This is a genomic window from Streptomyces sp. NPDC006140 (genome assembly GCF_040628815.1).
Lineage (GTDB): Bacteria > Actinomycetota > Actinomycetes > Streptomycetales > Streptomycetaceae > Streptomyces.
In genome coordinates this window covers 770,540-784,431 of sequence record NZ_JBEXTS010000001.1, presented here as the reverse complement: position 1 = coordinate 784,431, position 13,892 = coordinate 770,540, and the positions used below count along the sequence as shown (strand labels likewise).

Here is a 13,892-nt window from a genome sequence, read left to right as displayed (position 1 = left end):
TGGTCTGTGGCTTGTCGCGCAGTTCCCCGCGCCCCTGAGGACGTGACCCTGAGGGCGGTCAGACGCTCTGCGGTCTCAGCCGGGCTCTGTCCGCTGGTGTGGGGCCCTCGGGGGTGCCGCCCATGAGGGCGCTGCCGGTGCGCCACTTGCTCCAGTCGAGGTTCCAGTCGCCGAAGCCGTTGCCGAAGGGGGCCATCGTGTCGCCGGCGGAGTTGATGACCTTGACGATGTCGCCCTCGCGGACGTTCTCGTAGAACCACGCGGCGTTCTCGGTGCTCATGCCGGTGCAGCCGTGGCTGACGTTGGCGTAGCCCTGGGAGCCCACGGACCAGGGGGCCGCGTGGACGTACTCGCCGCTGTTGGTGACGCGCACCGAGTGGTGCACGATCAGGTCGTAGAAGTCCGAGGCGCCGATGCTGGCGCTGGTCATGCGGACGGTGCCCTCCTTGGCCAGGACGACCTTGACGCCGTTGCGCGTGTCGTAGCCGGGCATGCCGGTGGTGACCGGTATCTGCCGGACGATCTCGTCGTTCTTGTAGACGGTCATCTGGTGGGCGGCGGCGTCCGTGACGGCGATGACCTTGTCGGCCGTGGTGATGGTCAGGGGTTTGGCCTTGCCGCCCCACATGCGGTCGCCGATCTTGATGCCCGGCAGGTTGCTGCGGACCTGGATGGTGGCCTGCGCGGGCCAGTACTCCTTCGGGCGGTAGTGGAGCTTCTTGTCGTCCACCCAGTGCCAGGCACCGTCCGTGGCGGGCGTGGAGGAGACCTTGAGGGCGCGTTCGACGACGGCCCGCTGGGCGCGGTCCTTGACGGGCTGGCTCAGCTCGGCCGTGATGGGCTGGCCGACGCCGTAGGTGCCCTTCTTGGGGCCGAAGGTGACGTCCAGGCGCTTCTTGGTGGTGGGCCTGCCCGTGTCGAAGGTGAGGACCTTGCGGCCGGGCGCCCCGTCCTCGTCCTCGGTGCTCACGCGGACCGTGTAGCTGGCGTTGGCGGCGAGCGGTGAGATGCTGTGCCAGCGGCCTCCGTCGGCGGCGAGTTCGCCGGCCACGTGGCGTCCGGCGGCGTCGTAGGCCGTGACGTCCGTGATGCGCCCGTCGGAGTCCTCGGCGACCACTTCCAGGGGCTTGTCCGGGTCGGCCTTCTTGCGGCCCCCGGAGGGGGCGTTGACGGAGATCTGGTCCGCCGCGTCGTAGGGGCGGGCGGAGAGCGGGTTGCCGTCGGAGCCGCAGGCGGTGACGCCCGCGCAGAGGGTTATCACCAGCAGCGTGCAGCTGACGACGGTGCGGGGGCGGGAGATCACTGTGAGGCTCATGACCTCACGCTAGGAAGCCGCGTCAACGGCGGCACGCCGAGCGACTCGTACGAGTGACATGGATTGCGGCAGAAGCAGGGGCCCGGACGCTCCTCTCGGAGTGTCCGGGCCCCTGAAGCGCTCGGCGCGTGTTACTGGGTGCGGTTCTCACCGCGGTAGTACTCGAAGACCCAGCCCCAGATGCCGATCAGGATGATCGGCAGCGAGAAGTACATCAGCCACCAGCCGATCGCGATCGACAGGAAGGCCAGGGCGCCGCCGATGGCCAGGGAGAGCGGCTGCCAGCTGTGCGGGCTGAAGAACCCGACCTCGCCGGCGTCGTCCGCGACGTCCGCCTCCTTGTTGTCCTGGGGACCCACGTCGACCCGCTTGGCCGTGAAGCCGAGGTAGAAGCCGATCATGATGCACAGGCCGAAGGTCAGGAAGAGGGCCGTGGTGCCGGCCGGCTCCTTCGACCACACGCCATAGACGACCGCCATGACGAGCACGAAGGCGCTCAGCCACATGAACATCTTGCCCTGGATCTTCACTTGCCGGCCTCCTTGCCGCCAGCCAGAGCCTTGTCGCCGTGGCCCACGTTCTCGAGCTGGTCGAGGGCGGCGATCTCCGGGTGGTGCAGGTCGAACGCCGGGGATTCACTGCGGATCCGCGGCATGGTGATGAAGTTGTGCCGCGGCGGCGGGCAGGAGGTGGCCCACTCCAGGGAGCGGCCGTAGCCCCACGGGTCGTCGACGCCGACCGGCTTGCCGTACTTGGCCGTCTTCCACACGTTGTAGAAGAACGGCAGGATCGACATGCCGAGCAGGAACGAGCTGATCGTCGAGATCGTGTTCAGCGCGGTGAAGCCGTCGGCCGCCAGGTAGTCGGCGTACCGGCGCGGCATGCCCTCGGCGCCCAGCCAGTGCTGGACCAGGAACGTGCCGTGGAAGCCGATGAACAGCGTCCAGAACGTGATCTTGCCGAGGCGCTCGTCGAGCATCTTGCCGGTCCACTTCGGCCACCAGAAGTGGAAGCCGGAGAACATCGCGAAGACCACGGTGCCGAAGACGACGTAGTGGAAGTGGGCCACCACGAAGTACGAGTCGGAGACGTGGAAGTCCATCGGCGGCGAGGCCAGGATGACACCGGTCAGACCACCGAAGGTGAAGGTGATCAGGAAGCCGGTCGCCCAGAGCATCGGCGTCTCGAAGGACAGCGAGCCCTTCCACATCGTGCCGATCCAGTTGAAGAACTTCACACCGGTCGGGACCGCGATGAGGAACGTCATGAAGGAGAAGAACGGCAGCAGCACACCGCCGGTGACGTACATGTGGTGCGCCCACACCGTCACGGACAGGCCCGCGATCGCGATGGTCGCGCCGATCAGACCCGTGTAACCGAACATCGGCTTGCGGGAGAAGACCGGAATGACCTCGGAAATGATCCCGAAGAACGGTAGGGCGATGATGTACACCTCTGGATGGCCGAAGAACCAGAAGAGGTGTTGCCACAGCAACGCGCCGCCGTTGGCGGAGTCGAAGACGTGGGCGCCGAACTTGCGGTCCGCCTCCAGGGCGAACAGGGCCGCGGCCAGGACCGGGAAGGCGAGCAGGACCAGCACACCGGTCAGCAGCACGTTCCAGGTGAAGATCGGCATGCGGAACATCGTCATGCCCGGGGCGCGCATGCAGATGATCGTGGTGATGAAGTTGACCGAGCCGAGGATGGTGCCGAAGCCGGAGAAGGCCAGACCCATGATCCACATGTCGGCGCCGATGCCCGGGGAGCGGACCGCGTCCGAGAGCGGGCTGTAGGCGAACCAGCCGAAGTCGGCCGCGCCCTGCGGCGTGAGGAAGCCGCCCACCGCGATCAGCGAGCCGAACAGGTACAGCCAGTAGGCGAACATGTTCAGCCGCGGGAACGCCACGTCCGGCGCGCCGATCTGCAGCGGCATGATCCAGTTCGCGAAGCCGGCGAACAGCGGCGTCGCGAACATCAGCAGCATGATCGTGCCGTGCATCGTGAACGCCTGGTTGAACTGCTCGTTCGACATGATCTGCAGACCAGGCCGGGCGAGTTCGGCGCGCATGAACAGCGCCATCACGCCACCGATGACGAAGAACGCGAACGACGTCGCCAGGTACAGCGTGCCGATCGTCTTGTGGTCCGTCGTCGTCAGCCACTTGACCACGACACTGCCGCGGTTCTGGCGCCGGACCGGCAACTCGTCCTCGTAGTGGGACCCTGCTGCCGCGGCACCCTGGGGTTCGTTGAGGATGCTCACAGGTTGTTCGTCTCCCGGTTCTTCTCGTGGCTCGTCTGCGCGATGCCGGCGGGAACGTAACCGGTCTGCTGCTTGTCCACGAGGTCCTTGAGGTGCTGCTCGTAGCGCTCGGGGGAGACCACCTTCACGTTGAACAGCATCCGAGAGTGGTCGACGCCGCAGAGCTCGGCGCACTTGCCCAGGAAGGTGCCCTCCTTGTTGGGGGTCACCTCGAAGGCGTTGGTGTGGCCCGGGATGACGTCCTGCTTCATCAGGAACGGCACCACCCAGAAGGAGTGGATGACGTCACGCGAGGTCAGCACGAAGCGGACCGTCTTGCCCTTGGGCAGCCACAGCGTCGGGCCCGGGTTGTTGGTCTGCGGGTTCCGGGTGCCGGGGGTACCGCAGTCGTAGACGCCGCCGGCGCCTGCCGGGAAGTCGTCCTTGAACCGGTCGGGGATCGCGTCGAGCTCCGGGGACTTCTTGGCGTCACCCGTGGAACCGGCGACCGGCTCGATGTAGTTGAAGCACCAGCTCCACTGGAAGCCGACCACGTTCACCGTGACGTCGGGCTTCTTCTTGAGGCTGAGCAGCTCGGACTCGTCGCGGGCGGTGAAGTAGAACAGCACCGAGACGATGATGAGCGGGACGACCGTGTACAGCGCCTCGATGGGCATGTTGTACCGGGTCTGCGGAGGAACCTCGACCTTGGTGCGGCTGCGCCGGTGGAAGAAAGCACTCCACAGGATCAGACCCCACACCAGCACGCCGACGGCGAGCGCAGCCGCCCAGGACCCCTGCCACAGGGAGAGGATCCGCGGAGCCTCTTCCGTGGTCGGGGTGGGCATACCAAGGCGGGGGAAGTCTTCCCAGTTGTACGAGCAACCGGTGGCTGTCGCCAAGACCAGGCCCGCGGTCAGTGCCTGCAGCAGCTTCCGCCGCATCGGGCGCCGCGGCGAGCGGTCGGAGCCGTTGGGACTCACGTAGCGCCTTCCCGAGAGTCTCGCCCGCGCGGATCGGCTGCGGCCTGGCCTTCTCGCTGGTCGGTCGCCGCCCTGCGTCGGGCAGGGGTTTGGATGTTTATGCGGACCAAACCCTAGCCGACGCCCTCCGGGGGTTCTCGGGGAGGGGTGCCTACTCACCCGGGGGGTTCGCTGAATTGGCGGCTGCGGGTTGTTTGCGGTTGTTCGCGCCCCGCGGCGGAGCCGCATATGTCACAGCCCCGCGCCCCTTGGGGACGCTGACCCGCTCGGCGTTCTAGCGTTGCTGTGTGGCCTACTTCGATGCTGCTTCCGCTGCTCCGCTTCATCCTGTTGCCCGGCAGGCCCTGCTGGCCTCGCTCGACGAGGGGTGGGCGGATCCCGCGCGGCTGTACAGGGAGGGGCGGCGGGCCCGGGTGCTGCTGGACGCGGCGCGGGAGGCCGCCGCCGAGGCGGTGGGGTGCCGGCCGGACGAGCTGGCCTTCACCTCGTCCGGAACCCGTGCCGTGCATACGGGCATTGCGGGGGCCCTGGCCGGGCGGCGGCGGGTCGGGCGCCACCTGATCGTGTCAGCGGTCGAACACTCCTCGGTACTGCATTCGGCGGAGCTCCTCGAGGCGGAGGGCGGGACCGTCACCCAGGTCGGGGTGAATCGCGCCGGCCTGGTGGACCCGGCGGCCTATGGCGAAGCCCTGCGCGCGGACACCGCGCTGGCGTGTCTGCAGTCGGCCAACCACGAGGTGGGGACCGAGCAGCCGGTCGCCGAGGTGGCCGGGCTGTGCCGGGAGGCCGGGGTGCCGCTGCTGGTGGACGCGGCGCAGTCGCTGGGGTGGGGGCCGGTGGACGGGGACTGGTCGTTGCTGACGGGGAGCGCCCACAAGTGGGGCGGGCCGTCCGGGGTCGGATTGCTCGTCGTCCGCAAGGGTGTGCGATTCGCCCCGCAAGGTCCGGCGGACGAGCGGGAGTCGGGTCGGGCGGCCGGTTTCGAGAACATCCCGGCGATCGTGGCGGCGGCGGCCTCCCTGCGGGCGGTGCGGGCCGAGGCGGCGGCGGAGGCCGTGCGGCTGCGGGAGCTGACGGAGCGGATCCGGGCTCGGGTGCCGCGGCTGGTGCCCGACGTGGAGGTGGTCGGCGATCCGGTGCGCCGGCTGCCCGGGGTGGTCACCTTCTCCTGTCTCTATGTCGACGGGGAGGCGCTGCTGCACGAGCTGGACCGGGAGGGTTTCTCCGTCTCGTCCGGTTCGTCCTGCACGAGCAGCACGCTGACGCCGAGCCATGTGCTGCGGGCGATGGGCGTGCTGAGTGAGGGGAATGTGCGGGTTTCGCTACCGGCGGGGGTGGCCGGGGAGGACGTGGAGAGGTTCCTGGAGGTGCTGCCCGGGGCGGTGGCGGCGGTGCGGGAGAAGTTGGGCGCGCCGGTTTCGGATGCGGTGGTGCGGGAGGCCGACGTGCTGGTCGTGGACTCCCTCGGCAAGCGCTGCCCGATTCCGGTGATCGAGCTGGCGAAGGTCATCGGCGATGTGCCGGTGGGCGGCCTGGTCCGGGTGCTGTCGGACGACGAGGCGGCCCGCCTGGACATTCCGGCGTGGTGCGAGATGAGGAACCAGGAGTACGTGGGGGAAGAGCCGGCGGACCAAGGAACCGCATATTTGATCCGCCGAGCGACCTGAGTAACTCAGGGGCGCGGGGAACTGCGCGACCAGCCCCCACGCACCCGCACACGACGACGGTCAGGACAGGTGCGCCTGAACCTCCGCCGCCGCCTCGTCCCCGTACGCCTTGGTGAACCGCTCCATGAAATGCCCGCGCCGCAACTGGTACTCCTGCGTCCCCACCGTCTCGATGACGAGCGTCGCCAGCATGCAGCCGACCTGCGCGGCCCGCTCCAGGGAGACGCCCCAGGCCAGACCCGAGAGGAACCCGGCGCGGAAGGCGTCGCCGACACCGGTCGGGTCGGCCTTGCGCTCCTCGTCCGGCGTGCCGACCTCGATCGGGTCCTCGCCGGCCCGCTCGATGCGCACGCCGCGCGCGCCGAGCGTGGTCACGCGGTGGCCGACCCGGGAGAGGATCTCGGCGTCGCTCCAGCCGGTCTTGGACTCGATGAGGCCCTTCTCGTACTCGTTGGAGAAGAGGTACGTCGCCCCGTCCAGCAGGATGCGGATCTCCTCGCCGTCCATACGGGCGATCTGCTGGGAGAAGTCGGCGGCGAACGGGATGGACCGGGAGCGGCACTCCTCGGTGTGGCGGAGCATGGCCTCCGGGTCGTCCGCGCCGATGGAGACCAGGTCGAGGCCGCCGACCCGGTCGGCGACGGTCTTCAGCTCGATGAGGCGAGCCTCGCTCATGGCGCCCGTGTAGAACGAGCCGATCTGGTTGTGGTCGGCGTCGGTCGTGCACACGAAGCGGGCCGTGTGCAGCGTGTCGGAGATGCGGACGGAGTCGGTGTCGACGCCGTGCCGCTCCAGCCAGGCGCGGTACTCGTCGAAGTCCGCGCCGGCGGCGCCGACCAGGATCGGCCGGGTGCCGAGCTGTCCCATGCCGAACGCGATGTTCGCGGCGACGCCGCCGCGGCGGACGTCGAGCTTGTCGACCAGGAACGACAGCGAGACCGTGTGCAGCTGGTCCGCTACGAGCTGGTCGGCGAAGCGGCCGGGGAAGGTCATGAGGTGGTCGGTGGCGATGGAGCCGGTGACTGCGATGCGCACGGCGTGGATTCTCCTGAGGGAGGCGGACCTTGACACTTCACGCTATCGGGTGGGCGGGGCCGCTCTGAAGGCAACGAAACTACCCGATAGTAGATCTTTCTCCGTCGGCTCGACCGTGCATACGGTGCCGTTATGACGAACCTCGAGGTCCAGGCCCCCGTTCCCGTCGATTTCGAAGGCGACCTCGTGTCGCTGCCGGGTGACGGGGCCCGGATGGCTCCGCACTGGGCGGTTCCCGACCGGGGCGCCGCCCGGCCGGTCTCCCCCGCCCTGATCCACGGCGTGACCGTACCCCCGGCGTCGGCCCGGCTGCTGGACGCCATGTCGGACTACGGCGACTGAGCGGCGCACGCCCGGGAACCGTGTGCTCCCCCGCTGCGTCCCATCGCTGTCCCCCGTAAAGGGGAGGCGGGATACGACCCACCAGCGGCCCGAATCCGACCGGGCCGGGTCCCATGGGACAGCTGTGCAGCCGAAGGAGCGATGCGGTGAACACCGAGCGACCCGACAACGACGACGAGGCCACGGAATCGGGCGGCGCCGGCACGGCCGACGCCCCGGAGGCCGGGGCGCGGGGCTCGGCCGACGCCGGGGCTTCGGCGAAGGCCGGGGCGTCGGCGGGGGCCGCGGAGTCTGCCGGGGCTGACAAGGCCGGGGATTCGGAGGAGGCCGGTGGTGCTGCCGAGGCTCGCGGTTCTGAAGAGGCCGACAAGTCCGACGAAGCCGGCAGTGAAGGATCCAGCCACGCCGACGAGACCGCAGACGCTTCCGACAAAGCAGAGGTTTCCGGCACAGCCGCAGACGTTTCCGACAAAGCAGAGGTTTCCGACACAGCCGCAGACGCTTCCGACAAGGCCGTAGAAGGCTCCAAGCCCGCAGCGGCTTCCGCCACCTCGCCTGACGGCACGCCGGTCTCGCAGGCGGAGCCGACGGAGGACGGCACGGCCGGGGACGACGCGGCCCCGGACAATCCTCCCGCGTCGGACAGCGACCTCCCCCGCGACCACGAGGTCCTGGTCGGTCACGGTGGCGGGCGTTCCCGGACCCCCGCGATCATCGCCTCCGTCGCCGCCGCCGTGCTGCTGATCGGCGGTGGCGGGGCCTGGCTCGCCGCCAACGCGTCCGGTGGGTCGGGCGGGGGGACGACGTCCGGCGCGCCCGGCGGGGACGGCACTCCCCCGCCGCTCGCGCTCGACGGCTACTCCGAGGGCGGCGGCAACGGCATCGCACCCGGTGAGCCCAACCCCTACGGCGCCACCTACCGGGTCGACGGCACGCTGCCGGGCGGTCCCGGCGAGGCCCCGGTGTACCGGGTGCGGGGCGAGGTCACCAAGGAGGCCGTGGCCCGGCTGGCGAAGGCCCTCGGGGTCGAGGGGACGCCGGTGGTCCAGGGCGAGGCCTGGAAGGTCGGGGCCGGCCGGGACGGTTCGGGCCCGAGTCTCTCCGTGAACAGGGAGGCGCCGGGGACCTGGACGTTCAGCCGGTACGCGCCGGGCACGGACAACTGCAAGGGCACGGACGCCTGCACCGCTCCGGGGAGCGGCGGCACCCCGGTGAGCGAGGCGGCGGCGAAGCAGGCCGCGGCGCCCGTACTGAAGGCGGTGGGTCAGGATGACGCGAAGCTGGACGCGAGCCAGGTCATGGGCGCCCAGCGGGTGGTGAACGCCGCTCCCGAGGTCGGCGGTCTGCCCACGCACGGCTGGACGACCGGCGTCACGGTCGGTTCCGACGGCGAGGTCGTCGGCGGCAGCGGCCAGCTCGCGGCCCCCGTGAAGGGGGACACGTACCCCGTGGTCAGCGCCCGGAAGGCGCTGGAGCTGATGAACGAGCGGCCGAAGGCCGACCACCGCATGGGCATAGGCGGCTGCGCCAGCGCCGTGCCGCACAAGGACCGGCTGGAGCAGCCCTGCGGATCGTCGCCGAGCGGCGCTCCGGCACAGGACACCGTCACCGTCGAGAACGCGGTGTTCGGGCTGGCCGCGCACTTCGTGGACGGCCGTCAGGCGCTGGTGCCGTCGTGGCTGTTCGAGGTGACGGCGCCGGGCGCGAAGGACCCGTTCACGGTGACGTACCCGGCGGTCGACCCGAAGTTCCTGGCCTCCCCCACGCCGAGCGGGCCGGGTGACAAGCCGACGTCGGCTCCCGAGCCGCGTGACGTCAAGGTGGACGGCTACCGGGCCGAGGGCTCGGAGCTGACCGTGACCTTCGGGGGCGGGGTGTGCGCCGACTACGACGTGAAGGCGAGCGAGCGGGGCGACGAGGTGACGGTCACGGTGACGTCGACGCCGTGGCCGGACAAGGTCTGCATCATGATCGCCAAGCAGTTCCAGGAGACCGTGCGGCTGGACGAGCCGCTCGGTGACCGGAAGGTCGTCGGCGAGGACGGCAAGGCGGTTCCGCTGGCCAAGGAGGGCGCGCGGCTGCCGGCTCCCCCGACGCGCTCGCGGTAACGCCACCGGGTACGGCGAAGGCGGCGGCCCCGTCGGAGGGGGTCGCCGCCTTCGTCATGTCCGCTGCCGCCCGAAGGCGGCCCGGCGGGCTCAGCTGAAGGAGTCGCCGCAGGCGCAGGAGCCGGTCGCGTTCGGGTTGTCGATCGTGAAGCCCTGCTTCTCGATGGTGTCCACGAAGTCGATCGTGGCGCCGCCCAGGTACGGGGCGCTCATGCGGTCGGTGACCACCTTCACACCGCCGAAGTCCTTCTCGACGTCGCCGTCGAGGGAACGCTCGTCGAAGAAGAGCTGGTAGCGCAGGCCGGAGCAGCCGCCGGGCTGGACGGCGACGCGCAGCGCGAGGTCGTCGCGGCCTTCCTGGTCGAGCAGCGCCTTGACCTTGGACGCGGCGGCGTCGGTCAGGATGATGCCGTCGGTGACGGTGCTGGTCTCGTCCGATACGGACATCTACATCTCTCCCGGGTTGTACGGAGACTGCTTGCCGACGGTTGCAACCGGCGGGGCCGCGGATTCATTCCGGGCCGGGCGCTCGATCTCGGCTCCTTTTCATGCTCGCACACGCGCCGCGAACCGGAAAACGACTCATTCCCGGTCTTGGCGGGAATGAACGGCGGCCCGCCGGGATTCACGTCACACCGACGCTATGGCCATCGTCAAAGTGACGTGAAGCGGTTATGATAGATAGCGTCAAATCGACGAAAAGTCGCCGGAAACAGAAAGGGTGCGTGTCGTGACCACCGCCCAGACCCAGGAGCTCGACGTACAGCCGACGCCCCTCGCCCTGCTGCTCCTCGGCCGTGAGGCCGACCCGAGGAGCGAGCGTGGCGTGGAGTGTCCCGGCGACCTGCCCTCGCCGTCCGACCCGGACCTGGTGGAGCGCGCCCGCAAGGCGAAGGAGAAGCTCGGGAACAAGGTCTTCGTGCTCGGCCACCACTACCAGCGCGACGAGGTCATCCAGTTCGCCGACGTGACGGGTGACTCGTTCAAGCTGGCCCGGGACGCGGCGGCGCGTCCGGAGGCCGAGTACATCGTCTTCTGCGGTGTGCACTTCATGGCGGAGTCCGCGGACATCCTGACGTCCGACGACCAGAAGGTCGTCCTGCCCGACCTCGCCGCCGGCTGCTCGATGGCCGACATGGCGACGGCCGAGCAGGTCGCCGAGTGCTGGGACGTGCTGACCGAGGCCGGCATAGCCGAGCAGGTCGTGCCCGTCTCGTACATGAACTCGTCCGCCGACATCAAGGCGTTCACGGGCAAGCACGGCGGCACGATCTGCACCTCCTCCAACGCCAAGCGCGCCCTGGACTGGGCCTTCGAGCAGGGCGAGAAGGTGCTGTTCCTGCCCGACCAGCACCTCGGGCGGAACACCGCGGTCCGGGACATGGGCATGTCTCTGGAGGACTGCGTCGTCTACAACCCGCACAAGCCGAACGGCGGGCTGACCGCCGACGAGCTGCGCGCGGCGAAGATGATCCTGTGGCGGGGCCACTGCTCGGTGCACGGCCGCTTCAGCCTGGACTCGGTGAACGACGTGCGCGAGCGCATCCCCGGCGTGAACGTCCTGGTGCACCCCGAGTGCAAGCACGAGGTCGTGGCCGCGGCCGACTACGTCGGTTCGACGGAGTACATCATCAAGGCCCTGGAGGCCGCGCCGGCCGGCTCCAAGTGGGCCATCGGCACGGAGCTGAACCTGGTCCGCCGCCTGGCGAACCGTTTCGCGCCCGAGGGCAAGGAGATCGTCTTCCTCGACAAGACGGTCTGCTTCTGCTCGACCATGAACCGCATCGACCTCCCCCACCTGGTCTGGGCCCTGGAGTCGCTGGCCGAGGGCAACCTCGTCAACCGCATCGAGGTGGACAAGGAGACGGAGGCCTTCGCGAAGCTGGCGCTGGAGCGGATGCTGGCCCTGCCGTAGCCGCCGCCCTGCCCGTCGTCACCCCGAGTGCGGTTTCCGCTCGGGGTGCGCGGGGTCGAGGCTGAAGACGGTGCCGTCGGGGGTGGCCGCGACCAGGGCGCCTGCGACGCGCCGCACCCTGGCCGCGCCCCAGTCCGTGTCGTTGCGTTCGGCTCTCGGCAGCGTCTCCCACAACAGCGTGCCCTTCTTCGCGTCGAGCGCCCCGACGCGGCCGCTGGCACTGGCGAGGTACACGGCCCGGGCCCGCGGGTCGTAGGTCGCCTCGCTCGGCTGCTCCAGGCTGGTCGGGGTCTGCCACAGTGGTCTGCCCGTGCGGGCCGACACGGCGGTGACCCGTCCGCTGGAGGTGGCGAACCACAGGGTGCCGTCCGCCAGCGTCACCTGCCCCCCGTACTCCTCGGCCAGCTTCGTCGTGCTCTCCGCACCGGTGGCGGGGTCCACCGACCGGATCGACGCATACGGCGCGTCCTGCCCGACGATGGTGTTTCCGTCCTCGTCCTGGGTCAGGTCCAGGAACAGGAGCCGGCCGTCGAAGGCGCCGAAGCAGACGGCCTGGTCCGGTACGGTCAGCCGGCGTGCCGGGCCGTCGGCCGGGTGCAGTTCCCTCACGAGGCTGTCCCCGGATGTCTCCTCCGGCGTGCAGTTCAGGTACAGCCTGTCGGCGGCCTCCGTGATCCCGCAGGCGTGCCGCGCGGGCAGCGGTTCCGTCCAGCGCGCGGTGCCGGTGCGGGCCGAGCGGGCCGTCACCGAAGTGCCGTCGCCCTCCGGGAGCACGACGGTGTCGCCCGAGAGGGCCACGTCCACCCACTCGTCGTTCACCGCCCGGTCCCAGAGCCGGTCGCCGGTCCCGGTGTCGAAGGCGAACACCCGGGTGGCCCCTTCGCCCGGGGGCTCCTGCTGGACCAGCACCGCGTCGTCCCGGACCCCGAGGATCTCGAACCTGGAGAAGTCGTCGCCGGTGACGGCCGACGGCGGGCCGGCGCGCCAGAGGGTCTCGCCCGTCTTGCCGTCCAGGCGCACGGGCAGGATCCCGTCGCCCGCGCAGTAGACGGCACCCTCGTACGCCTGGCAGGCCGGCCCGCCCCGGGTCCCGCCGGTCTGCGGCCGCTGCGCCTGCCGTACGCCGCGTCGAGCCGGCTCGTACACGGTCGTCTGCCACGGCGTCCAGCCGGCCGGCGGCGCCGACCACCGGGAGGTCGCGGACGGCGAGGGGCCGGGCCGGTCCGCGCTCTGCGCCCAGCCGGGACCGAGCGTCAGATAGGCCGTCAGGCCGAGGACGGCGGCGCCGACCGTACCGGTCGCGGCCAGCAGCGGCCGCCGGCGCGGACGCGGGGTGTCCGGCGGGTCGGCGAGGGTCGCGGCGCGGGTGGCCTCGACGGCGGGGACACTGTGGGCGCGCAGGGCCAGGGTGGCCGGATCGCCGTCCGCCGCCTCGGGCAGGACGGCGGCGAACTCCCGGGCCAGTTCCTCAAGTCCGGGCCGGTCGGCGGCGTCCTTGGCCAGGCAGCGCTCCAGCAGCCCGCGCAGCGGCTGCCCGACGCCCTCCAGCACGGGCGTGTCGTGGACCACCCGGTAGGCCGTCAGATAGGGGCTGTCCGCGTCGAAGGGGCCGCGGCCGGTGACGGCGTACACCAGCAGGGAACCGAGGGAGAAGACGTCCGAGGCGGGGCCGACGGTGCGGGCGTCGACGAGCTGTTCCGGGGACATGAAGGGCGGGGTGCCGATCATCTGGCCGGTCTCGGTCAGCGTCTGGTGGTTCTCCGCCGCGCGGGCGATGCCGAAGTCGATGACGCGGGGACCGTCCTCGGCCAGCAGGACGTTGGCCGGCTTCAGGTCCCGGTGCACCACCCCCGCCTGGTGGATGTCGCGCAGCGCCTCGACCAGGCCCAGGGCCAGCCGGCGCAGTTCGGCCTCCGGGAGGGCGCCCCGGTCGCGGATCCGCCGGGCGAGCGAGGGGCCGGGCACGTACTGCGTCGCCATCCAGGGCCGCGCGGCCTCGGGATCCGCGTCCAGGACCGGAGCGGTGAAGGCTCCGCTGACCTTGCGGACGGCGGCGATCTCCTGCCGGAACCGGGTGCGGAAGACGGCGTCCGCCGCGTACTGGGCGTGCACCACCTTGAGGGCGACGTCACGGCCCGAGCGCGCCCTGGCCCGGTAGACGACGCCCATGCCACCGGCTCCGAGCCGGTCGACGAGCTGGTAGCCGCCGACCGACTTCGGGTCGTCCCTGTGCAGCGGCACGCCCGAATCCCCTTCCCCCGTAAAGCAGTTCGAGGCCACAGGAT

At 70.5% G+C, this 13,892-nt stretch carries 11 protein-coding genes; 4 read left to right on the top strand and 7 right to left on the bottom strand.

Annotated features, from left to right (window positions below):
- Positions 1-58: 58 nt before the first annotated feature.
- The 4 genes from ABZ386_RS03640 to coxB all read right to left on the bottom strand — a co-directional run bounded on the left by ABZ386_RS03640 (position 59) and on the right by coxB (position 4,540).
- The gene (locus tag ABZ386_RS03640) at positions 59-1,315 is read right to left on the bottom strand and encodes an Ig-like domain-containing protein (RefSeq protein ID WP_358963453.1); all 1,257 of its coding nucleotides are present in this window, start codon (positions 1,313-1,315) and stop codon (positions 59-61) included.
- A gap of 131 nt (positions 1,316-1,446) precedes the next feature.
- On the bottom strand, positions 1,447-1,845 hold the full coding sequence (locus ABZ386_RS03635) for a cytochrome c oxidase subunit 4 (protein ID WP_114251611.1): 399 nt from the start codon (positions 1,843-1,845) through the stop codon (positions 1,447-1,449).
- Positions 1,842-3,578: a cytochrome c oxidase subunit I gene (ctaD, locus tag ABZ386_RS03630; protein WP_114251612.1), complete on the bottom strand. Its 1,737-nt coding sequence runs from the start codon at positions 3,576-3,578 to the stop codon at positions 1,842-1,844. The genes ABZ386_RS03635 and ctaD overlap by 4 nt, the downstream gene beginning before the upstream one ends.
- Complete coding sequence (gene coxB / locus ABZ386_RS03625) at positions 3,575-4,540, bottom strand: cytochrome c oxidase subunit II (RefSeq protein ID WP_351332041.1); 966 nt, start codon at positions 4,538-4,540, stop codon at positions 3,575-3,577. The genes ctaD and coxB overlap by 4 nt, the downstream gene beginning before the upstream one ends.
- Before the next feature lie 287 nt (positions 4,541-4,827).
- On the opposite strand from coxB, the gene ABZ386_RS03620 reads away from it, so the two are divergent.
- Entirely contained in the window at positions 4,828-6,207 is a 1,380-nt protein-coding gene (locus ABZ386_RS03620; RefSeq protein WP_358963450.1) for an aminotransferase class V-fold PLP-dependent enzyme, read from the top strand.
- A 60-nt stretch (positions 6,208-6,267) separates the two neighbouring features.
- Here the strand turns inward: ABZ386_RS03620 and ABZ386_RS03615 are convergent, their stop codons facing one another.
- Complete coding sequence (locus ABZ386_RS03615) at positions 6,268-7,242, bottom strand: carbohydrate kinase family protein (protein WP_114251616.1); 975 nt, start codon at positions 7,240-7,242, stop codon at positions 6,268-6,270.
- A 132-nt stretch (positions 7,243-7,374) separates the two neighbouring features.
- On the opposite strand from ABZ386_RS03615, the gene ABZ386_RS03610 reads away from it, so the two are divergent.
- Entirely contained in the window at positions 7,375-7,584 is a 210-nt protein-coding gene (locus ABZ386_RS03610; protein ID WP_351332047.1) for a hypothetical protein, read from the top strand.
- 146 nt (positions 7,585-7,730) lie between these two features.
- Positions 7,731-9,692, top strand: coding sequence for a hypothetical protein (locus ABZ386_RS03605; protein ID WP_358963448.1), 1,962 nt, complete (start codon positions 7,731-7,733; stop codon positions 9,690-9,692).
- Positions 9,693-9,782: 90 nt separating this feature from the next.
- Here ABZ386_RS03605 and ABZ386_RS03600 read toward each other — a convergent pair whose 3' ends face one another.
- On the bottom strand, positions 9,783-10,139 hold the full coding sequence (locus ABZ386_RS03600; protein ID WP_010037217.1) for an iron-sulfur cluster assembly accessory protein: 357 nt from the start codon (positions 10,137-10,139) through the stop codon (positions 9,783-9,785).
- A 283-nt stretch (positions 10,140-10,422) separates the two neighbouring features.
- Between ABZ386_RS03600 and nadA the strand changes: the two genes are divergently transcribed.
- Positions 10,423-11,607, top strand: coding sequence for a quinolinate synthase NadA (gene nadA, locus ABZ386_RS03595; protein WP_355720293.1), 1,185 nt, complete (start codon positions 10,423-10,425; stop codon positions 11,605-11,607).
- An 18-nt stretch (positions 11,608-11,625) separates the two neighbouring features.
- Here nadA and ABZ386_RS03590 read toward each other — a convergent pair whose 3' ends face one another.
- Positions 11,626-13,848, bottom strand: coding sequence for a protein kinase (locus tag ABZ386_RS03590; protein ID WP_358963444.1), 2,223 nt, complete (start codon positions 13,846-13,848; stop codon positions 11,626-11,628).
- Positions 13,849-13,892: the final 44 nt, after the last annotated feature.

What these genes read in the sequence shown, in the direction of transcription:
- ABZ386_RS03600 (WP_010037217.1), bottom strand. Translation starts at nt 10,139, where the DNA reads ATGTCCGTATCGGACGAGACCAGCACCGTCACCGACGGCATCATCCTG.
- ABZ386_RS03640 (WP_358963453.1), bottom strand. Translation starts at nt 1,315, where the DNA reads ATGAGCCTCACAGTGATCTCCCGCCCCCGCACCGTCGTCAGCTGCACG.
- ABZ386_RS03610 (WP_351332047.1), top strand. Translation starts at nt 7,375, where the DNA reads ATGACGAACCTCGAGGTCCAGGCCCCCGTTCCCGTCGATTTCGAAGGC.